Annotated in this window: 18 protein-coding genes; 3 read left to right on the plus strand and 15 right to left on the minus strand. The window is 60.9% G+C overall.

Annotated features, from left to right (window positions below; all coding sequences use genetic code 11):
- Positions 1 to 15 precede the first annotated feature (15 nt).
- Both nadD and HMPREF3044_RS06310 read right to left on the minus strand, forming a co-directional pair.
- Complete coding sequence (gene nadD, locus HMPREF3044_RS06305) at positions 16 to 633, minus strand: nicotinate-nucleotide adenylyltransferase (protein ID WP_005389215.1); 618 nt, start codon at positions 631 to 633, stop codon at positions 16 to 18.
- A gap of 10 nt (positions 634 to 643) precedes the next feature.
- Positions 644 to 1,579: a cutinase family protein gene (locus HMPREF3044_RS06310; RefSeq protein ID WP_005395320.1), complete on the minus strand. Its 936-nt coding sequence runs from the start codon at positions 1,577 to 1,579 to the stop codon at positions 644 to 646.
- Between the two features lie 132 nt (positions 1,580 to 1,711).
- Here HMPREF3044_RS06310 and HMPREF3044_RS06315 point away from each other — a divergent pair, with 132 nt between their 5' ends.
- On the plus strand, positions 1,712 to 2,875 hold the full coding sequence (locus HMPREF3044_RS06315) for an HNH endonuclease signature motif containing protein (RefSeq protein WP_070740097.1): 1,164 nt from the start codon (positions 1,712 to 1,714) through the stop codon (positions 2,873 to 2,875).
- On the opposite strand, the gene HMPREF3044_RS06320 is transcribed toward HMPREF3044_RS06315, so the two are convergent.
- The 3 genes from HMPREF3044_RS06320 to obgE are packed head-to-tail and all read right to left on the minus strand — an operon-like array spanning position 2,872 to position 6,643.
- On the minus strand, positions 2,872 to 4,083 hold the full coding sequence (locus HMPREF3044_RS06320) for a glutamate-5-semialdehyde dehydrogenase (RefSeq protein WP_070740100.1): 1,212 nt from the start codon (positions 4,081 to 4,083) through the stop codon (positions 2,872 to 2,874). The genes HMPREF3044_RS06315 and HMPREF3044_RS06320 overlap by 4 nt on opposite strands.
- The gene (gene proB / locus HMPREF3044_RS06325; RefSeq protein ID WP_005389211.1) at positions 4,080 to 5,168 is read right to left on the minus strand and encodes a glutamate 5-kinase; all 1,089 of its coding nucleotides are present in this window, start codon (positions 5,166 to 5,168) and stop codon (positions 4,080 to 4,082) included. Before proB ends, HMPREF3044_RS06320 begins: the two co-directional genes overlap by 4 nt.
- Positions 5,168 to 6,643, minus strand: coding sequence for a GTPase ObgE (gene obgE / locus HMPREF3044_RS06330; protein WP_040428854.1), 1,476 nt, complete (start codon positions 6,641 to 6,643; stop codon positions 5,168 to 5,170). The genes proB and obgE overlap by 1 nt, the downstream gene beginning before the upstream one ends.
- Before the next feature lie 71 nt (positions 6,644 to 6,714).
- On the opposite strand from obgE, the gene HMPREF3044_RS06335 reads away from it, so the two are divergent.
- Positions 6,715 to 6,921 (plus strand): hypothetical protein, encoded by a 207-nt coding sequence (locus HMPREF3044_RS06335; RefSeq protein WP_005389209.1) that lies wholly within the window; start codon positions 6,715 to 6,717, stop codon positions 6,919 to 6,921.
- On the opposite strand, the gene HMPREF3044_RS06340 is transcribed toward HMPREF3044_RS06335, so the two are convergent.
- From HMPREF3044_RS06340 to HMPREF3044_RS06355, 4 genes are all read right to left on the minus strand, one after another.
- Positions 6,915 to 7,838 carry a D-isomer specific 2-hydroxyacid dehydrogenase family protein gene (locus HMPREF3044_RS06340; protein ID WP_070740104.1) on the minus strand — a complete coding sequence of 308 codons (924 nt, stop codon included), beginning with the start codon at positions 7,836 to 7,838 and terminating at the stop codon, positions 6,915 to 6,917. The two genes, HMPREF3044_RS06335 and HMPREF3044_RS06340, sit on opposite strands and share 7 nt — an antisense overlap.
- Positions 7,839 to 7,898: 60 nt before the next feature.
- Complete coding sequence (gene rpmA, locus HMPREF3044_RS06345) at positions 7,899 to 8,165, minus strand: 50S ribosomal protein L27 (protein ID WP_005395302.1); 267 nt, start codon at positions 8,163 to 8,165, stop codon at positions 7,899 to 7,901.
- 17 nt (positions 8,166 to 8,182) lie between these two features.
- A complete protein-coding gene (gene rplU, locus HMPREF3044_RS06350; protein WP_005389206.1) occupies positions 8,183 to 8,488 on the minus strand; it encodes a 50S ribosomal protein L21 in 306 nt (101 codons plus the stop codon).
- 155 nt (positions 8,489 to 8,643) lie between these two features.
- The gene (locus HMPREF3044_RS06355; protein WP_371326115.1) at positions 8,644 to 11,337 is read right to left on the minus strand and encodes a translation initiation factor IF-2 N-terminal domain-containing protein; all 2,694 of its coding nucleotides are present in this window, start codon (positions 11,335 to 11,337) and stop codon (positions 8,644 to 8,646) included.
- Between the two features lie 174 nt (positions 11,338 to 11,511).
- On the opposite strand from HMPREF3044_RS06355, the gene HMPREF3044_RS06360 reads away from it, so the two are divergent.
- Complete coding sequence (locus HMPREF3044_RS06360) at positions 11,512 to 12,267, plus strand: hypothetical protein (RefSeq protein ID WP_070740106.1); 756 nt, start codon at positions 11,512 to 11,514, stop codon at positions 12,265 to 12,267.
- Between the two features lie 72 nt (positions 12,268 to 12,339).
- Here the strand turns inward: HMPREF3044_RS06360 and ndk are convergent, their stop codons facing one another.
- The 6 genes from ndk to HMPREF3044_RS06395 form a co-directional block, all read right to left on the minus strand.
- Positions 12,340 to 12,750, minus strand: coding sequence for a nucleoside-diphosphate kinase (ndk, locus tag HMPREF3044_RS06365; protein WP_005389202.1), 411 nt, complete (start codon positions 12,748 to 12,750; stop codon positions 12,340 to 12,342).
- 14 nt (positions 12,751 to 12,764) lie between these two features.
- Positions 12,765 to 13,160: a hypothetical protein gene (locus HMPREF3044_RS06370; RefSeq protein WP_070740109.1), complete on the minus strand. Its 396-nt coding sequence runs from the start codon at positions 13,158 to 13,160 to the stop codon at positions 12,765 to 12,767.
- A 527-nt stretch (positions 13,161 to 13,687) separates the two neighbouring features.
- Positions 13,688 to 14,008: a hypothetical protein gene (locus tag HMPREF3044_RS06380; protein ID WP_005389196.1), complete on the minus strand. Its 321-nt coding sequence runs from the start codon at positions 14,006 to 14,008 to the stop codon at positions 13,688 to 13,690.
- Positions 14,008 to 14,418 carry a DUF4233 domain-containing protein gene (locus HMPREF3044_RS06385; protein WP_005389195.1) on the minus strand — a complete coding sequence of 137 codons (411 nt, stop codon included), beginning with the start codon at positions 14,416 to 14,418 and terminating at the stop codon, positions 14,008 to 14,010. Before HMPREF3044_RS06385 ends, HMPREF3044_RS06380 begins: the two co-directional genes overlap by 1 nt.
- The gene (locus tag HMPREF3044_RS06390; RefSeq protein ID WP_070740115.1) at positions 14,415 to 15,875 is read right to left on the minus strand and encodes a bifunctional tetrahydrofolate synthase/dihydrofolate synthase; all 1,461 of its coding nucleotides are present in this window, start codon (positions 15,873 to 15,875) and stop codon (positions 14,415 to 14,417) included. Before HMPREF3044_RS06390 ends, HMPREF3044_RS06385 begins: the two co-directional genes overlap by 4 nt.
- Entirely contained in the window at positions 15,872 to 18,532 is a 2,661-nt protein-coding gene (locus tag HMPREF3044_RS06395) for a valine--tRNA ligase (protein WP_070740193.1), read from the minus strand. Before HMPREF3044_RS06395 ends, HMPREF3044_RS06390 begins: the two co-directional genes overlap by 4 nt.
- Positions 18,533 to 18,606: the final 74 nt, after the last annotated feature.

The following is an 18,606-nucleotide window of genomic DNA, read 5'->3' on the forward strand; positions in this document are numbered from 1 at the left end:
GGTACTAGCACCAAGCTACGTGCTGGGAGAAAGGATCTCCCGTGGCCCCTCCCGCCGGTAGAGTTTGCGCTTTTCAATGTATTGAACCACGCCGTCGGGCACGAGGTACCACACGGGCTGGCCACTGCGTGCTCGTGCGCGACAATCGGTGGACGAAATCGCCATCGCAGGGATGTTGATGAACTGCACTTTCCCCTCCGGCAGAGCGGATTCGTCGACCTCGTAGCCTGGTCTATTTACACCCACGAAGTGCGCGAGTTCGAACATCTCCTCGTAGTCTTTCCAGCTTGTGATGTTCTGCAACGAGTCCGCCCCCGTGATGAAGAACAGCTCGGCATCCGGGAACTGCTCCCTCAGCTCCCGCAGCGTGTCAATGGTGTACGTCGCCCCCTCCCGGTCAATATCCACCCTCGACACGGTAAACCGTGGGTTGGACGCGGTAGCGATGACCGTCATGAGATACCGGTCCTCTTTGTCGCTTACTTTCCGGTCGGCCTTCTGCCATGGCTCCCCGGTGGGGACGTAAAGCACGATGTCCAGACCAAAACGGTAAGCCACCTCGCTGCCCGCAACGAGGTGGCCGTTGTGGATGGGATCGAACGTTCCACCCATGATTCCAATGCGGTTCGCCATACCCCCTAGGCTACCGTCGCGCGTCTACCCACGAGGCAAAGATCCGGGCAGCTGCGTCGCGATCCGCAGCGCGCGAGGAGTTCCAGCGGAAGTAGGAGCCGTGTGCGGAGTTGTCCACCCACTGGCCGTTAAGGTACTTGCGTACGTTCAGGTCGCAGAAGGGGTCATCAGCCACGCAGTACTCGATGCGCGGAGCACCCGACAGCGCGCCAGCACGCATGGGAGTCCCGCCCAGCACGCCGATGCCGCTGAGCCCCGTTCCGATGCGCCCCGGAGTGCCTTGCGTGTTGTACGGGCTGCCGAGGTTGATCACTCCGGCAAGCTTGCCCTGGCGGTCAAGCGTCCGCTCGACACCACCCATGACCACGGAGCCCTGGGAATAACCAGCCAACACGTACTGCGGGTGGCAGCCACTGCTAGCCTCATAGTCGTTGATGGTGGACAGGACACCGTGGGTGCCGTTGATGAACGAGTCACGGAAGAGCGCAGCCTGCGGAAGGAGCATCTCGCGGAACAGGTTCACTGCGGAATCGAAATCCGTCGGTGGGGTGATATCCCGCTCCGGTGCAGCAGCCGGGTACTTGAACTCGTCGAGCCCGAGAACCTTGACCGAATTCATGACCGATCCGCCGGTATCCCAGTTGTAGCGGGACTCAAAATAGTGGAACATGGCCGCCAGAGTGGGACCCTCACGACCATTGGACCAGAACGGGCCACCGTAGTTCTGTGGTGCCCACGCACCACCACCGTTTTCACCACTGCCACGGGCAGCCACGACGGCTACAGCCGGGCACGGCTCTTGCGCTTGTGCCGCGACGGGCACAACCAAGGTGGATGCTACAGCCACAGCGGTTGCAGCGATTGCTCGAAGAAGCTTCTTCATGTAGAGAGCCATCTCCTGTTCACGTTTCTCGGAGGGATCTTTCGTTGTTGTATTCTGCCACATCCACTATCGCCTCTCATCTGCGGACTGTTTCTCCCGGTCACTCACCCCCTACCCCCGCGGGGGTGAGTGATGTGGGTGCCACTTTGTACGATAAATTCGAACACAATGTCGATCCCAGCCTAAGGGTAGAAAATGCAGTTAAAAGCCACAGACAACGCTTATTACACCGTCGAAAAGCCGACAAACCTCGTCAGCAGACGCTACATATTCGAAAATAAGAGCGATAGACAATTTTGGTCACAATTCGCCACAGACATCGTCAATATCACAGCGACGGCGGAGGAGCTCGCCAGCCAGTGCGGCTCAACCGCGACGAGTATCGCCGGCAAGCTCTGTGCCTACGCCGCCCTCAATCACTTGCCACGGCTCCGCGCGTGGGTAGAGGAGAAAAACCTCTTCGATGCCCGGCGTCTGCGCGCGATCTCGGATCCGTTGTGCGAGGTGAAAGCACTCATCGGCGACGACCTCTCGGCGTTTGATGCGGACATCGTCGAGGCCATGCAGCCGATACGGAAAGACCAGTGTCTCCCGTCGCCGGGGGAGATCAAGAAGAAGGTGAAGCGAATCCTTATCAAACTGTACGGGGTGAAGTTTAAGAAGAGGGAGCGGAAACACAAGGACTCGCTCACTTTCTGGCACAGCCCTGATGTTGATGAGACTGTTGTGGTCGCGTCTTTCGACGAAACAGCCGGCACCGAAATCGAGGTGCGAATCATGGAGTGCGCACGGCAATGGGGACTCTCCCCTATAGAGGCGTTGAAGAAAATCATCATGAGCAAAGTGCAGATGAAGGTCACGCTCAACACCTATGGTGCGGATGGGAAGGCGGAGTACGCCGACTACGTCGGGGATCTCACGCCAAACCTCTCCGACTACTTCACAGGAAAAGTGACTACCACGCATGACATGGATGAGGCCAAGACAAAGGTATCCACCGGATACAAACCCTCCACCCTGATCAAGGACTTTGTGCGTGGCCGCGACGGAACCTGCTGTTTCCCCGGTTGCGACGTGCCCGCCCGGGACTGCGAGATCGACCACGTGCAGGATTACAAGGGTGGCGGACCAACCAGCCCCGATAACCTGCACCTCATGTGCCACCGGCACCATACGTTGAAAACCCTCGGCATCGTCCAGGTCATTATGGATGGTCTGGGGATCAATACATGGTTCTTTGCCAACGGGGAAAAGACAACGACAATTCCCACCGGGCCCCTCGCGGGGCTGGCCTGCAAGGCGGGGCTGCGCAACAGCTTCACCGCCCGGCGAGAATGGTTGTTCGGGCCCGCTGCCTAACTCCGCGTCTGGCCATCGCCGCGCAGTGTCCAGGTCGTGGCGGTTAGTTCCGGGAGGGCCATCGGGCCACGGGCATGGAGCTTCTGGGTGGAAATCCCGATCTCTGCCCCCATCCCGAATTGCTCTCCATCCGTGAAAGCGGTGGAGGCGTTGACCATCACCACCGCAGAGTCGAGCCCCTCAACGAAGGTGTCGATGACATCTGCGTCCTGGGCAACAATCGCATCGGTGTGCCCGGAGCTGTAGCGCTGGATGTGATCGATGGCTTCATCTACGCCGGACACAATTTTGGCGGCGATGTCCATGGAGAGGTACTCGTCTGCCCAATCGGCATCCGTCGCAGGAACGCACTCAACGGGCAGGTCGTCCCCATGGATGGTGACACCTGCGTCCACGAGGGCCTGGAGGAGCTCCGTAGCCTGCGGGTAGGAAGCGTCGATAAGCACGGTCTCTGTGGCATTGCACACCGACACCCGGCGAGTTTTCCCGTTGAGGACGATGTCGCGAGCCTTGGCGGGATCGGCCGTGCCGTCAACGTAGACATGGCAGTTGCCTGTGCCGGTTTCGATCGTGGGCACGGTTGCCTGCGTGACAACGGCGTTGATGAGGCCTGCCCCGCCACGCGGGATGACCAGATCGACGAGCCCGCGAGCGGTGACGAGTTCGGTCACCGAGCTATGGTCATCGCTCGGGAGCAGGCAAACGGCATCGGCAGGAAGGCCGAAATCCTCAAGCACCTTCCTCAGGATGCCCACAAGCGTTTCGTTGGTGTTGCGAGCGGTCTTGGAGCCACGGAGGAGGACGACGTTGCCGGACTTAAAGGTGAGCCCAAAAGCATCAACGGTGACATTGGGCCGTGCCTCGTAGACGATGCCGATCACACCGATGGGGACGCGCCGCTTAGTCATGCGGATGCCGTTGTACATCGTGCGCCCTTCGAGGACTTCTCCTACCGGATCCGGAAGTGCTGCCACCTGTTCCAGACCGGAGGCGATCCCCTCGATGCGCTCGGGGGTGAGCAGGAGTCGGTCATCGTCGACGACGAGGTCCACCTTGTTGGCGGCAAGGATCGCGTCCGTGTGCTCACGGATGGCTCCGGCGGCAGCCCGCAATACCTCGTCCTTTGTGGTCCGGGGCAGCGTGCGGATGGTGCGGGAAGCACGGGCGGTGCGCGTGGCGAGTTCTGTTACGTTCATGGTGTGTGTCATTCCTGGTGAGAAAAGTAATCGGCGTGGACAACGGGGCGTTTATCAGGCAGGTCTGAGGTGTGTTTGCCGCGCATCCGCTGGAGCGCCCCGGAGGAGTAATTCACCTCGCCACGGCCAAGGATTTCACCGGCGGGGCCGTGTACCTCCACAATGTCGCCGGCATGGAAATCCCCGTCGATGGCTGTGATACCGACGGCAAGGAGTGACGTGCCGGGCTGTGCAAGCGCTTCCATCGCGCCCTCGTCCACGACCAGGTTGCCGGAAACCTCGGCGGCGTACAGGGCCCAGGTTTTCCAGGCGTTCAGTCCCTTGCGTGGGGCAAAGGCGGTGCCCACGGAGGCATCGTCTAGTGCGTCGGCGATGCGGGTGGCGGAGGTGAGGAGGACAGGAATGCCTGCCCGGGTGGCGAGTTGGGCGGCGTTGAGCTTTGTCGCCATGCCGCCGGTTCCCACGGCACCGCCACCACCGGCGACCACGCCGGCGAGATCTTCTGGTCCCGAAACTTCAGGAATGAACCGCGCACCGGGGGTGGATGGGTTGGCGGTGTAGAGGCCGTCGACATCGGAAAGGAGAACGAGTGCGTCTGCGGAGACGAGGTTCGCCACGATTGCGGCGAGGCGATCATTATCACCAAACCGGACCTCCGTCGTGGCAACCGTGTCGTTTTCGTTCACCACGGGGATGCTACCGAGCTGGTGTAGACGGGCGATGGTGTTCTGGATGTTGCGGGCGCGATCGCGCTGACCAGCATCAGATGCGGTGAGGAGGACCTGACCGACGGTGATGCCGTGGCGGGCGAAGCTCTGCCCCCAGGCGTAGGCAAGCTCAACCTGCCCAACGGAGGCCGCAGCCTGCTTGGTCGCGAGGTCCGTAGGACGCGACGACAGTCGCAGTGGGGCCATACCGACGGCGATGGCACCGGAGGTGACGAGGATAATGTCGCTGACCTGGGCGCGGCCGGTGATCGCATCGACGATCCGGTCGATTGCTTTGGTGTCCACGCGGTGTTCGGGCGTGGAAATGGAGCTGGAACCGACTTTGACCACGATTTTTCGCGCGGTGGCGAGCTGCTCGCGGAGGTCCATTATCCCTCCCAGCGCTCGGTGTCGGCTTCCTGGCCGTAGTCCTCGGCCTCAATGAGGCCACGGCGCACCTGCGAGGCACGCTTGCGCTCGGCGGCAGAGGCACGACCGGTCTGCTCCAGACGGATGTCGGTTCCGCGCCCGGTGAGCAGCGGGTCTACGCCGGCGGCGGTGAGCGGATCCCATTCAAAGGTAATCTCTCCGATGGTGACCGCATCCCCGGCGCGGGCACCCGCCTTGAACAGCATGTCCTCTACCCCCGCCTTGGCAAAGCGGTCCCCGAGGTAGCCGACGGCTTCATCGTTTTCGAAGTCGGTCTGGAGCACCCACCGCTCGACCTTGTCGCCGGTGACGATCCAGCCCTCGCCGTCGTCACTTCTCCGCACGTCAAGTTGCTGACGCTTCGGCTTGACCAGCACGGTATCTACTCGCTTGCGCCTTGGTTCTGCTTTTCGACGCTCGGCTACGACCTCCATGAGCGCGTACCGCAGTGGGTCGAGCCCCTTTCGTGCGACGGTGGAAATGATGAAGATCGGCCACCCGAACTTCTCTTTCAGGTCCTCGCTGACGAATTCCGCAAGCTCTAAGGCCTCCGGCACATCGGTTTTGTTCAAGACGATGAAACGGGGACGCTCAAGGAGGTCGGAATCCTCGGGAAGCAGCTCCTTGTAGGCGGCAAGCTCCTTCTCCAAGGCCTCAATATCGCTGACTGGATCACGGCCGGGCTCCAGGGTGGCTGTATCAACAACGTGGACGAGGACGGCGCAGCGCTCAATGTGGCGCAGGAAGTCATGGCCGAGGCCCTTGCCTTCGGAGGCACCGGGGATGAGGCCGGGTACATCGGCGATAGTGAACGCGTCGTGGCCCACGTTGACGACACCCAGGTTGGGCTGCAGCGTGGTGAAGGGGTAATCGGCAATCTTCGGTTTGGCCGCCGACAAGACAGAGACCAGCGAGGACTTGCCGGCAGAAGGGAAGCCGAGGAGACCTACGTCGGCAAGCGATTTCAGCTCAACCACAACGTCGAGGGACTCCCCCGGCTCGCCGTTGAGAGCAAAGCCCGGGGCTTTGCGGGCGCGGGACGCCAGCGCGGCGTTGCCGAGGCCACCGTGACCACCGTTAGCGGCAATGATGGACATGCCGGGATCGGTGAGATCAGCCAGGACCTCGCCGTCAGTGGTAGAAACGACAGTACCTGCGGGAACCTCGAGGATCAGATCCTCACCACGGGCACCATTGCGGTGATCACCGGCGCCATTGGCACCACGGGAGGCCGTGAGGTGCGGACGGAAGTGCAGGTCAAGGAGAGTGTGTACCTGGGTGGAGGCACGCAGGATGATGTCCCCGCCGTGGCCGCCGTTGCCTCCATCGGGACCGCCCAGCGGCTTGAACTTCTCGCGGTGCACGGACGAACACCCGTTGCCGCCGTCCCCGGCAGACAGGTGCAAAACGACACGATCTATAAATCGATTAGCCACGAACACTCCTTTAATCGCATGAGGACGATAGTTTACCAGCAAGCACACAAAATTAGCATTAGAGTTGTCGTATGAAGTTTTACACTGACGGCAAACAAAACCTACTCCGCCACAATGGCGAGTACTACGAGCGCTACATTCCCGCCAGCGTTGACGAGCGGCGCGACGGCTACTGGCGGCCGGCCCCCTCCGGAGATTTCCTCATCACATGGGGTACCAGCTACGGGGAGATCGGCTCCGGGGAGGCAGACCGCATCGCCGCAGGGCTCGATCAGTAACCCCTCGCAACGTCGACCTCGGTCGGCATCTTCTCGCCCTTTTCAAACGCATCAGCACTCGCAGCGGCAGCAAGACCAGTGCGGTGACGGATCACCGGGTTGGTATTGGCCACGTGCGGCGTGACGATGCAATTCTCTAACTTCCACAGCGGGTGGTCCGCCGGAAGCGGTTCGGGGTCCAACACATCAAGTCCGGCAGCGGCGATCTCGCCAGAGGTCAAAGCCTCAGTGAGCGCATCCGTATCCACGAGCGGGCCACGCCCCACGTTGATGACGATGGCGCTATCCTTCATCTTCTTCAGGGACTCCTCGTTCACCGTGTGGTACGTGTCCTTCGTCAGCGGGGTGACGGTGATCAGAATGTCGGCACTGTCCCATTCGAACTCGTCCATCGACAGCGATTCATCTGCGCCCTCAATCTCCCTGCCCGAGTGGGTAACGGCAATCACCTTCGCCCCGAAGGCCTTCACCAGGGGAACAATCGCCGAGCCGATCCCGCCGGCACCGATGACGGCAACGGTGCTTTCGAAGAGCCACCGCTTATTCTCGTGCATGGTCTCCGCAGCATCCCAGGAACCAGTGGTGATGGCCGTCCTCAGCATCTGAGTGACGCCGAGCAGCAGCCCCAGAGTGGACTCGGCCACCGTGTCCGCGTACAGCCCCTGCGCGTTCGACCAACGCAGCTTCCCCGGCTTGAGGTAGCCGGCCTTCACCAGGCCATCGACACCGGCGAAGTGGGTGTGGACGAACCCTACCGATTCCGGCAGCGTCTCCGGGAAGTCCGCGGCCGTGCCATTAAACACAATGAACTCGCAGCCGTCCGGCACCGCCCCCTCGAACGGAAGGTACTCGTGGCCCCGTTCGGTCAGCTGATCAATAGTTTCTTTCCATACATCGGGCAACATTGTGAACTTCATGGCTACCAGCGTACCGATAAAAAAATCCCCCGTTTACACGGGGGATAAAAGCTTTAACGCTTATGCGGACTGTGCCTCAGCCGGAACGATGCTCACGAGCGTGCGCTTGTTGCGGGTGGAAAACTCCACTGCGCCAGCTGCGAGAGCGAACAGAGTGTCGTCGCCGCCGCGTCCAACGTTCTCACCGGGGTGGAATTTGGTGCCACGCTGGCGAACGAGGATCTCTCCTGCCTTCACCTGCTGGCCACCGTAGCGCTTCACACCAAGGCGTTTTGCCTGTGAGTCGCGACCGTTGCTGGAGCTAGATGCGCCCTTCTTATGTGCCATGTGGGATTCGCCTCCTTTTACTTAATTCCGTTGATCTTGACCACGGTAAGCTTCTGGCGGTGGCCCTGACGCTTCTTGTAGCCAGTCTTGTTCTTGTACTTCAAAATCTTGATCTTCGGGCCCTTAACGTGCTCGACGATCTCGGCATCAACCTTCACCTTAGCGAGGTCATCAGCCTTGGTAGTGACGTTAGCACCGTCGACGAGCAGAACGGGGGTGAGAGCCACGGACGTCCCCGGCTCACCCTCGATCTTCTCGACCTTGACGAGGTCGCCTTCGGCAACCTTGTACTGCTTCCCGCCGGTCTTGACGATCGCGTACATAATGAGGGTTACCCCATTTCTCAAAACTCGTGGCGGGCACACTACGGCACCCGCGAATGCTTACAGTTACTTTCCTGCTAGTCGCGCACCAAATTGCGCGCCTAAAACAGCGACTGCCCAAGACTACCCCGACAGTCGCCGTTTTACCAAATTCCCTAGGATTTCGCTTGTCGACGCGCCACGCGGCGACGCCTCGACTTCGTCTGCGGCTGCGGTTTATCCGTTTCAGGCTCGGGCTGCCGCTCGGTTTTGGCCACCGCCTTCGGCTTGCTCACGCTTTTCGACGCCGCCCTGCGCACCGCACGGCGACGGCGACCGGAGGCCTTCTTCGGAGCGGGCTTCTCCTCGGGCTGAGGTTCCGGCTCCGGTTCTGGTTCCGGCTTCTTTTCGGCGAAGTCGGCCGGATCCGGCGCGTGGTCGCTCACCGAGTTACCACGGGTGCGACGGCGGCGGCGCGGCGACTTCTCAAACCGCTCCTTCGCCTCCTCGTAGGTTTCGGTGCGCTCCTCTTCCTGAGGCTCTTCGTGCTTCTTGTGCGAGCGACGACGCTCCCGCTGCGGCTTTTCTTCCTTCGCCGGAGCTGCTTCGTGATGCTCGTGGTGCTCGTCCTCATCATGTTCGTCGTCTTCATGATGCATGGCAAGAGCCGTCGGGTGCTGGCGCGGATCGTGCTCGGGCTTCGAACGGCGCTTCTTATTGCGCCCGTACACCGGTCGCTTCTCCTGCTGCTCCACCGGATCCTCATGCAGAATAATGCCACGTCCATCGCAGGCCTCGCACGTGGTGGCAAAGGTCTCCAGCAGCCCGGTGCCCAACTTCTTGCGCGTCATCTGGACGAGGCCGAGGGACGTAACCTCAGAAACCTGGTGGCGGGTGCGATCCCGGCCGAGGGCCTCCTTCAGGCGACGCAGCACCAGGTCCCGGTTTTCCGGCAGGACCATGTCGATGAAGTCCACCACGATCATCCCGCCGAGGTCGCGCAGACGCATCTGGCGAACGATCTCTTCGGCGGCCTCGAGGTTGTTCTTCGTCACCGTCTCCTCGAGGTTGCCGCCGGAGCCGGTGAACTTTCCGGTGTTCACATCGATGACGGTCATGGCCTCCGTGCGGTCGATGATGAGCGTGCCGCCCGAAGGCAACCACACCTTGCGGCCCAGCGCCTTCTGCAGCTGCTCATCGATGCGGTACTTCTCAAACACGTCCTTGCCGTCGTTGTTCTCCGCCTCGTACTTGACCACGCGCTCGGCGAGGTCAGGAGCGACCGTATTCACGTAGTCAGACACGGTGTTGTAGGCCCTGTCGCCCTCCACCACGAGGGTGGAGAAGTCCTCGTTGAACAGGTCACGCACAACGCGAACGAGCACATCCGGCTCCTCGTACATGGTGACCGGCTTGGCCCCCTTGGAGGCCTTCTCTTCTTCCGTCCGCTGCGCAATGTCCTCCCACAGGGAGTGCAGGCGCTCCACGTCGGCGGCGATCTCCTTCTCGGACACCCCCTCGGCGGCGGTGCGCACGATCGCGCCACCCTCGTTGGGGATGACATCGTTGAGGATGGCTTTCAGGCGCTTACGCTCCGGCTCGGGGAGCTTGCGGGAAATGCCCGCATTGCGTCCCCGTGGCACGTACACGAGGTAGCGGCCGGCGAGGGAAATCTGCATCGTGAGACGGGCACCCTTGTGCCCGACAATGTCCTTAGATACCTGCACCAGTACCTGATCGCCGGACTTCAGGGCCTGGTCGATACGACGCTTGCGGCCACCGAGTCCCATCTGGCGCCAGTCAATGTCGGCGGAGTACAGGACACCGTTGCGTCCGGTTCCGATATCGATGAAGGCGGCCTCCATGGAGTCCAACACGTTTTGCACGCGGCCGAGGTAGATGTTGCCCACCTGGGATGCGGCGGTGTTGGAGGTGACAAAGTGCTCGACGAGCATCTCGTCCTCAAGGACACCGATCTGCGTGACGAGGCCTTCGTGGTCCGTACGCTCACGCTCGCGCACGACCATGGTGCGCTCCACGGATTCGCGGCGGGCGAGGAACTCCGACTCCGTCACAATGTGGCGGTTGTTGCGATCCTCCACGCGGCGCTCGTGCCGGCGGCGACGCTGCGCCTCGAGACGCGTCGACCCCTTGATCGCCTTCGGCTCGGTGATCTGCTCAACCGGCTTGTCCTTCGGCTCCTCCTTGCGCCCGCGACCGGTCCCCCGGCGGCCACGGCGACGCTTCCGCGTCGACTGCTCGGGCTGCGGTGCCGGCTCATCGTCTTCCTCATCGGCGGAGGTATCCTCCGGTTCCTCGACGATCGGCTCCGGGGCAATGAACGTCGGCGCAACGAACATCGGAGTCATTGTCACGTCTTCCTCCCACGGCTCGGGGGCGGGGGTGACGGCAACGGGTGCTTCCGCCTCATCGGCACCGTCCTCCAGGCGCTCTTCCAACGCCTTCTCCACCTTCTCTTCGATCTGGTGGATCTCGTTCTCCACGTTCTTGGTTACGCGGTAGCGGAGCTTTTCCTCATCGGTCTTGCCCTTCTTGTTGGTGGGCTTAACCTTCTCCTCCTGTTTTTCCTGCTTTTTCGGTGCCGACTTCTTGGCGGTCTTCTTGGCAGACTTTTTGGAGGTTTTCTTAGCCGACTTCTTGGCAGAAGGGAATAGGTGGGCGAGCAGCTTTTCTGCTTCCTCCTTATGGATGGAGCTCTGCGCCTTCTTCCCCTCGACTCCGATCTCTTCTAGACCAGCAAGAACCGTTTTTGAATCGGTATTGAGCATGCGTGCGAGGTCATAGACTCGCACCTTGTCACCCAGGTCATCTGGGTTCACGGGTGTTAGTTCACCGGTGGTGAGTGCCACGGGTTCTCCTTTTATTTGTTTGTACCCGGGCGCTGACAGGTTCTCCTGCCGCCGCCTCTCGGGATATCGAAAAGTCTTGTGGGGTGGTTCAGCGTTCCGGCTGACCGGGCGAACGCACCGTTAACCTATTGTTGCACAGCGTGAGAGCCTTCGGCAATAATGTAGACTTTTGACATGTCCCAAAACCCTGTACCCTTCCCACCTTTTCAACCGTTAACGTACGTCGCCCCCGCCGTTGCCCTTGCGGCCTGCCGCGTAGCGCTGGAAATGGAAAACTTCCTGTGGATTGCTATCTTCGGCATCCTCACCGTGCTTGTCGGAGGCTTCACTTTTAGACATTCGTTTGAATCAGGGGTGTTCCCGGTGAAGGCGCGCGCCGAGGATCGCGTCGAAAGGAAGCCTTCCGCACTGGCCGCAGCGTTCGCGGCGACCATCTTTATGGATATCATCGGCGATTCGGCGGTGCCCCACTTTGATCTTTCACCCCAGGCCCGGATGTACGGCCTCTTCGCGTTGTGGTCTGTCACGCTTTCGCTTGGCATGATCGCCGATGCGCGCAGAAAATACCTATCCATCAAGAAACGGATCAGAAGAGTGTTGAAAGAACCATCACGAGAGCTCCCCGCCCCCACCTCCGACATAGAGCGTGACGCCCTGGAGGCACTTCGCAACCATGGAGTCACCGGTGGCTGGCGGATGAAGATAAAAACTCTCGCAAAAAGGATTAATGCCGACCCCGACGATGTGATCACGGCCTGCGAAAACCTGCAGAAAAACGGTGCCGTCACCATCAGCACCATCGGCTATCAAAATAAGCCCCACCATTGGAACGTGGAGCTTACGTCGAGCGGCCTTGATCAGGTCATTAGAGCGGAGACAATCAAGTACTCCACTCAGGCCCGAGAATTTCAGGCACGCCACGCGGAATGATCGCTGCCCCGTCACACAATTGCAAAAGCCCCACGTGACGTAGGGCTACCAGGCAGTGGGCGAAAACAGCCGTTACAGGTTCGGGAACCAGATCTTAATCTCGCGCTCGGCGGACTCGGGGGAATCGGAGCCGTGCACAACGTTCTCACCAACAGTGAGGGCGAAGTCGCCACGGATGGAGCCGGGAGCTGCCTTGGACACCGGATCGGTGCCACCGGCCAGCTGACGCCATGCCTCGATGGCGCGCTCGCCCTCGACGACACCGGCGATGAGCGGTGCGGAGGTGATGAAGTCAACGAGCTCACCGTAGAAGGGCTTGCCCTCGTGCTCTGCGTAGTGCTTCTCGGCGGTGGCCTTGTCAGCAACGCGCAGATCCAGAGCGACGAGTTTCAGGCCCTTGCGCTCGATGCGCGAAATGATCTCGCCCACGTGGCCGTTCTTGACACCGTCGGGCTTGATAAGAATGAGTGTACGTTCAGTCATGGTGGTCAACTTTACTAGATAGTTGCGGTGACGGCATGCCAGCCGTAGTACGTTTTCTCCACACCCTCTTCACCGGCATGCGGGTCGCCGTCCCCCATCCGCACCGTTACCTCGATATCTGGGGTGAGTGAGAGATGAACAACCCACGCGGGATCCGCCCACAGGCACCCGCGTACAGGAACGTCCGGATGCTGTAAGCGGAACCGAATCACCGAAATCCATCCCGTGGCACCAAGCTGATGCTTTGTCGCATTCTCCGCCTGCACAGGAAAGATCGGTTCCTCGAAGCTGAAGGCAACCTCCCCCACGCTTCCGGGGAAACTAAACGCCTGCCGGGGAACATGCCCGCTCACCATCCGCCGTGCGATCTCACTTCCCACATCAGCGGAGCTGCCAATAAATCGTGGCATGGCGATCCCACCCTTCCTGATCCAGGGCATCCCACTGCCCTTCTGCCCCCGCAAAATGCGTCTCTTCGAGGTGCAGGGTTTTCCCCCTCATTTCGATATCCCAACCATTACCGCTCTGTTTCGCGTTATGCACGGGGCTATCCTGACGGGGGTTGCCGCATACGGCTACTCGGTGCTGTTTTTTCTTTATAGTCCCCCACCCTTCTAAGGTTCGAGGTGGTAATGGTGGTAACGCCTCCGCGCATGTGGAAAACTCCCACGCACCGAATCCCAGCGGACAGGAAAAACACTGTAACAGTAATCAATGGGGTGCGAGCTATTCCACAAAAAGTGCGGAGTTCCGTCTCTTTCTGTCATAGGTATGTTCCTCAGGATGGGTCGGCGGTGATGCGAGTGTGCGTTGAGCCCCACTACTGGCCGTGGTGTTCACAACGAGGTCTCTATCGAGTGCTGACTGTCCGCGTCTTTTATGGTAATGACGGATGTGCCCCCAATCAGCGGTCATACCAATTGGGGGCACCCGGGGACTAGAAGAATCTATCTACGGCATCCTTCGCATCCGGGAGAGATAAGCCGGGGACGGCCTCGCGGAGGGCCCTGACTGCGGAAACTGAGTCACCGTCGCGCTTGAGCCGCACGATATCCACCTTCGTCTCATCCGGGATGGATGCTGCCACCGAGGCCGTGAACTCCACCCGGGGAGGCTTCTTGAACTCAATGAACGTGAGGACTGCTAGCCCAATCCCCAGGATGAGGATTGCTGCGCCCCAGCCCCAACGACCACCCATGAAGTAGGTGACGGCGGTGAGCAGGAAGCAGATCGTGGCAAAACCATAAATAAACTTCATTATGTGTGCTGCGTGGTGAGCAACCCACGCTTCTTCCTTTCAATAATCACGTTGCGCAGGTAGAACACGAAGATCCACAAGAGGATGAACATGATCACCACGGCACCCATTGACCAGTGAATGAAAAACCCTCCGAGGGCCACCACCTGCAGGGCAATGTTGAGCCAGATGGACCAGCTGAATCGCTGGAGGAACGCGGCCACCACGTGCGCCACGGCGACGAGGGAAACGAACCAGATGTTGGCCGGCTGCCACAGGTCGCCGAACTTGGAGATCACGGTGAGAACCAACCCCAGGGTGATCGCTTCGGTGATGAGAACACTGCTCATCACGCCGCGCAGGCCCTTGATCGGATCCTTAACCGGCTCCTGTCCAGGTCCTAGTGGGCCGTATTCGGGGGTGTCTGTCATGCGGGGTCCTTTCCAAACAGCGTACGTGCCTCGCCGGCGGTGACAACCGAACCGGTGATGAGAATGCCACCACCGGAGACCGTATCGCCCTCCGTGGGGTCCTCGGCAAGCTCCACCGCTAGCTCAACGGCGGCGGGAAGATTCTCCGCCAGGTGGACGCGTTCCTCGCCAAAGATGGCGCGGGCCTTGTCGGCCAGCTCTTCTGCGGGCAGGCACCGAGGTGAATTGTTGACGGTGCACACGACTTCGTCCATAACTGGCTCGAGCTGTGTGAGAACGCCGTCGACATCCTTGTCACCGAGGCAGGCCATAACGCCGATGAGGCGGCGGAAGTCGAAATCACGGGACATCGCACCGGCCAGCGCCTTCGCGCCGTGCGGGTTGTGGGCCGCGTCGATAAAGGTGGTCGGTGTCGCGCGGACGCGTTCGAGGCGGCCGGGCGACTGCACCTGTGCGAAGCCGCGGCGAACCGTGTCGATGTCCAGCTGATGACCAGAACCTGCGCCGAAAAATACCTCGACGGCGGCGAGCGCCACGGCGGCGTTTTCCGCCTGGTGCGCGCCGGAAAGCGGAAGGAAGATGCCCTCGTATGTTCCGCCAAGTCCTTGGATAGTCAGTTGCTGTCCACCGACGGCAACGGTCGACTCGGTAACACCGAACTCCTGTCCCAGTCGTGCAACGGAGTTGTCCGCCTCCACGGCCTTCTCCAGGATGACGCGCATGGCTTCGGGATCTTGCTTGCCGACGACCGTGACCGGCCCTGGGCGCAGAAGGTCACCGCTGTCCCACTTCGGCTTGATGATGCCCGCTTTCTCGCCAGCAATCTCACCGATGGTGTCACCCAGCATCCCCTGGTGGTCAAGGCCAACCGGGGTGATGACGGACACGTCTGCGTGCAACACGTTGGTGGCATCCCAGCGACCACCCATGCCTACTTCGACGACTCCCACGTCGACGGGCGCATCGGCGAAGGCTGCAAAGGCCATGGCGGTGAGTACCTCGAACTTGCTCATCGGGTATTCCGATTCTGCATCCACCATTTCCACGTAGGGCTTGATCTCTTCCCAGATGCGGACGTAGTCGGCGGGGTGCATCGGCTCACCGTCGATGGCAATGCGCTCGGTCACGAGCTGCAGGTGGGGACTCGTCGTGCGTCCCGTGCGGCGGGAGAATGCCCGCAGCAGGGATTCGATCATCCGCACGGTCGACGTCTTGCCGTTGGTGCCAGCCACGTGGATCATGGGGCTCGCCTGCTCGGGGTGCCCCAGAAGATCCATGAGCTTTGCGATGCGCGACAGCGTGGGATCGATGTGGATCTCGCTCCAGCGCTCGTTGTGCTCGGCGTCAACCTCGGCAAGGCGCGCGAGATCGTCCTTGGTCACAGGCCGGTGCTCAACATGCTCTTCCTTTTCAGATAGGTTGAGGGTGAGACCGGACTCGTTGAACTCTAGGCTCATTGCATTTTCTCCAGCTGTGCAAGGCGTGCGGTTAGGCGTTCCTTTTCAGCCTGTGCAACCTCGCGGCGGGTCTTGATCTTCTCCACTACGGCCTCGGGTGCCTTGGACAAGAAGGCCTCATTGCTGAGCTTCTTGCCGGTGGTCTCCAATTCCTTGTCCTGCTTGGCAATGTCTTTCTCGCAGCGCTTAATCTCGGCAGCGACGTCGATGGTGCCGGAGGTATCGACCTCGACAAGGACAGTCTTTTCAGCCAGGCGGATCTCGATGGAGGCCGTCGGGGTGAAGTCCTCCTCCGGCGGTGTCAGGCGGACGATATCGCGGACGGCATCCTCCAGCCCAGCGAGGTCAGCTGCAGCGAAGTCGATGCGTGCCGGCACCTTCTGAGAGGGCTTGACACCCTGGTCAGAACGGAAGCGGCGAACCTCGGTGACAAGCTTCTGCACGTCAGCGATGCGGCGCGAAGCGGTGCGTCGCTCCGCTTCCGCACCGTCATAAGGAGCCGCTTCAGGCCACTGGGCGAACGTGATGGTCTCCTCGCCGGTCAGGGCCGTCCACAGGGTTTCGGTGACGAACGGCATCGTCGGGTGCAGGAGGCGAAGTACCTGGTCGAGGACGTGCCCCATGACAGCGGGCTGGAAGTTCGTCTTGGACAGCTCGAGGTACCAGTCGCACAGCTCGTCCCACACGAAGTGGAACATTTCCTCGTTAGCCTTGGCAAACTGGTAGTCGTCGAGAAGCTCATTGACGTCGCGGGTGACCTCGTTCAGGCGGTCGAGGATCCACCGATCGGCATCGGAAAGCTCCGCAGGCAGCTCGGCAGAAGCGTCGGCACCACGGGACAGCGCGAAGCGGGCGGCGTTGAAGAGCTTGGTCACAAAGTTGCGGGCAGAGGAACCGGCATCGGAGCCAAGTGGCAGGTCAACACCGGGGTTGGCACCGCGAGCCAGGGCGAAGCGCAGTGCGTCCGCACCGTAGTCTTCCACCCAGTCCATCGGGTTAATGCCGTTGCCCAGGGACTTACTCATCTTGCGGCCGCGTTCATCGCGGACGAGGCCGTGGAGGAACAGGTCGGTGAACGGAACCTCGCCGAGGCCCTCCGTCATCTGGCCTGCGTAGGTGCCGAACATCATCATGCGGGCAACCCAGAAGAAGAGAATGTCGTAGGCGGTGACGAGGACGCTCGTGGGGTAGAACTTCTTCAGATCGTCGGTGGAATCCGGCCACCCCATCGTGGAGAACGGGAACAGCGCGGAGCTGAACCACGTATCCAGTACGTCCGGGTCCTGCGTGTAGCCTTCCGGTGGTGTATCGTCCGGGCCGCAGCAGACAACCTCGTCGTTCGGGCCGTACCAGATCGGGATCCGGTGGCCCCACCACAGCTGACGGGAAATGGTCCAGTCATGCATGTTGTCCACCCAGTCGAAGTACCGGGGTTCGAGCGCTGCCGGGTGGATGGTGGTCTTGCCGTCGCGGATCGCATCCCCAGCCATCTTTGCCAGCTTGTCCACCTTCACAAACCACTGCAGCGACAGGCGGGGCTCAATCGGCTCGCCGGAGCGCTCGGAGTGGCCGACGGAGTGGACGTAGGGGCGAATCTCCTTGACTATGCGGCCCTGCTCACGCAGCGCCTCGCAGATCTCGTGGCGGGCTTCCTCGCGGGTCATGCCGTCGAAACGCGTGCCCGTGCTGCAAATGTGCGCGGTGGAATCGAGAATGATGGGCATATCCAGGTTGTGGCGCTGGCCCATGGCATAGTCGTTCGGGTCGTGCGCCGGGGTGATCTTCACAGCGCCGGTGCCGAATTCCATGTCGACGTAGTCGTCGGCGATGACCTTAATAGTAAGGTCGTCGCGGAATGGGTGCGGGAACTCCTGTCCGACGAGGTCCGTGTAGCGCTCGTCGTCGGGGTGAACGGCCACGGCCACGTCGCCGAGCATCGTTTCCATACGGGTGGTAGCAACGACGATGTGCGGTTCATCGTCGTTCATCGAGCCGTAGCGGAAGCTGACGAGCTCACCTTCGACATCCTTGTACACAACCTCGATGTCGGATACGGCGGTCTCGAGAACCGGGGACCAGTTGACCAGGCGGTAATCCCGGTAAATCATGCCCTCGTCGTACATCTGCTTAAAGATGGTCTGCACGGCGCGAGACAGCCCCTCGTCCATGGTGAACCGCTCACGAGTCCAGTCCACGGAGTCGCCGATGGCGCGCATCTGGGAGAGAATACGTCCGCCGTATTCTTCCTTCCATTCCCAGACCTTATCCACGAACTCGTCACGCTCGTAATCCCAGCGGCGCTTGCCTTCCTCCTCCTGGAGCTTGGCCTCCACCTTGGTCTGGGTGGCGATGCCGGCGTGGTCCATGCCCGGCAGCCACAGTACCTCGTAGCCCTGCATGCGCTTGCGGCGCACGATGGAATCAATGAGGGTGTGGTCTAATGCGTGCCCCATGTGGAGCTGACCGGTAACGTTCGGGGGCGGCAGCACCACCGAGAACGCCGGCTTGGGCGAGTGAGCATCGGGCGTAAAGTAGCCTTTCTCCACCCATGTCTCGTACAGTTTCTCTTCGTGTTCCTTCGGCTCCCATTTGCTGGGGAGCTCGCGCATTTCCCGGTTATCAGTCACGGTAGCCATCTTATAACCTGCGGGTAACATCTCCAGCACCCTCTTCCACCTGAGGGCATTCCTGATGATTCCCTTAAGCCGTTACTACCCCCGTACTACCCCTG

The sequence above is a fragment of the Corynebacterium sp. HMSC073D01 genome (genome assembly GCF_001815555.1).
GTDB classification, from domain to species: Bacteria; Actinomycetota; Actinomycetes; order Mycobacteriales; family Mycobacteriaceae; genus Corynebacterium; species Corynebacterium glucuronolyticum.

Bases quoted from the DNA above. Each gene is read 5' to 3' on its own strand.
- nadD (WP_005389215.1), bottom strand. From the start codon at position 633: ATGGCGAACCGCATTGGAATCATGGGTGGAACGTTCGATCCCATCCAC.
- HMPREF3044_RS06310 (WP_005395320.1), bottom strand. From the start codon at position 1,579: ATGTGGCAGAATACAACAACGAAAGATCCCTCCGAGAAACGTGAACAG.
- HMPREF3044_RS06315 (WP_070740097.1), top strand. From the start codon at position 1,712: ATGCAGTTAAAAGCCACAGACAACGCTTATTACACCGTCGAAAAGCCG.
- HMPREF3044_RS06320 (WP_070740100.1), bottom strand. From the start codon at position 4,083: ATGACACACACCATGAACGTAACAGAACTCGCCACGCGCACCGCCCGT.
- proB (WP_005389211.1), bottom strand. From the start codon at position 5,168: ATGGACCTCCGCGAGCAGCTCGCCACCGCGCGAAAAATCGTGGTCAAA.
- HMPREF3044_RS06335 (WP_005389209.1), top strand. From the start codon at position 6,715: ATGAAGTTTTACACTGACGGCAAACAAAACCTACTCCGCCACAATGGC.
- HMPREF3044_RS06340 (WP_070740104.1), bottom strand. From the start codon at position 7,838: ATGAAGTTCACAATGTTGCCCGATGTATGGAAAGAAACTATTGATCAG.
- rpmA (WP_005395302.1), bottom strand. From the start codon at position 8,165: ATGGCACATAAGAAGGGCGCATCTAGCTCCAGCAACGGTCGCGACTCA.
- rplU (WP_005389206.1), bottom strand. From the start codon at position 8,488: ATGTACGCGATCGTCAAGACCGGCGGGAAGCAGTACAAGGTTGCCGAA.
- HMPREF3044_RS06360 (WP_070740106.1), top strand. From the start codon at position 11,512: ATGTCCCAAAACCCTGTACCCTTCCCACCTTTTCAACCGTTAACGTAC.
- ndk (WP_005389202.1), bottom strand. From the start codon at position 12,750: ATGACTGAACGTACACTCATTCTTATCAAGCCCGACGGTGTCAAGAAC.
- HMPREF3044_RS06370 (WP_070740109.1), bottom strand. From the start codon at position 13,160: ATGCCACGATTTATTGGCAGCTCCGCTGATGTGGGAAGTGAGATCGCA.
- HMPREF3044_RS06380 (WP_005389196.1), bottom strand. From the start codon at position 14,008: ATGAAGTTTATTTATGGTTTTGCCACGATCTGCTTCCTGCTCACCGCC.
- HMPREF3044_RS06385 (WP_005389195.1), bottom strand. From the start codon at position 14,418: ATGACAGACACCCCCGAATACGGCCCACTAGGACCTGGACAGGAGCCG.
- HMPREF3044_RS06390 (WP_070740115.1), bottom strand. From the start codon at position 15,875: ATGAGCCTAGAGTTCAACGAGTCCGGTCTCACCCTCAACCTATCTGAA.
- HMPREF3044_RS06395 (WP_070740193.1), bottom strand. From the start codon at position 18,532: ATGTTACCCGCAGGTTATAAGATGGCTACCGTGACTGATAACCGGGAA.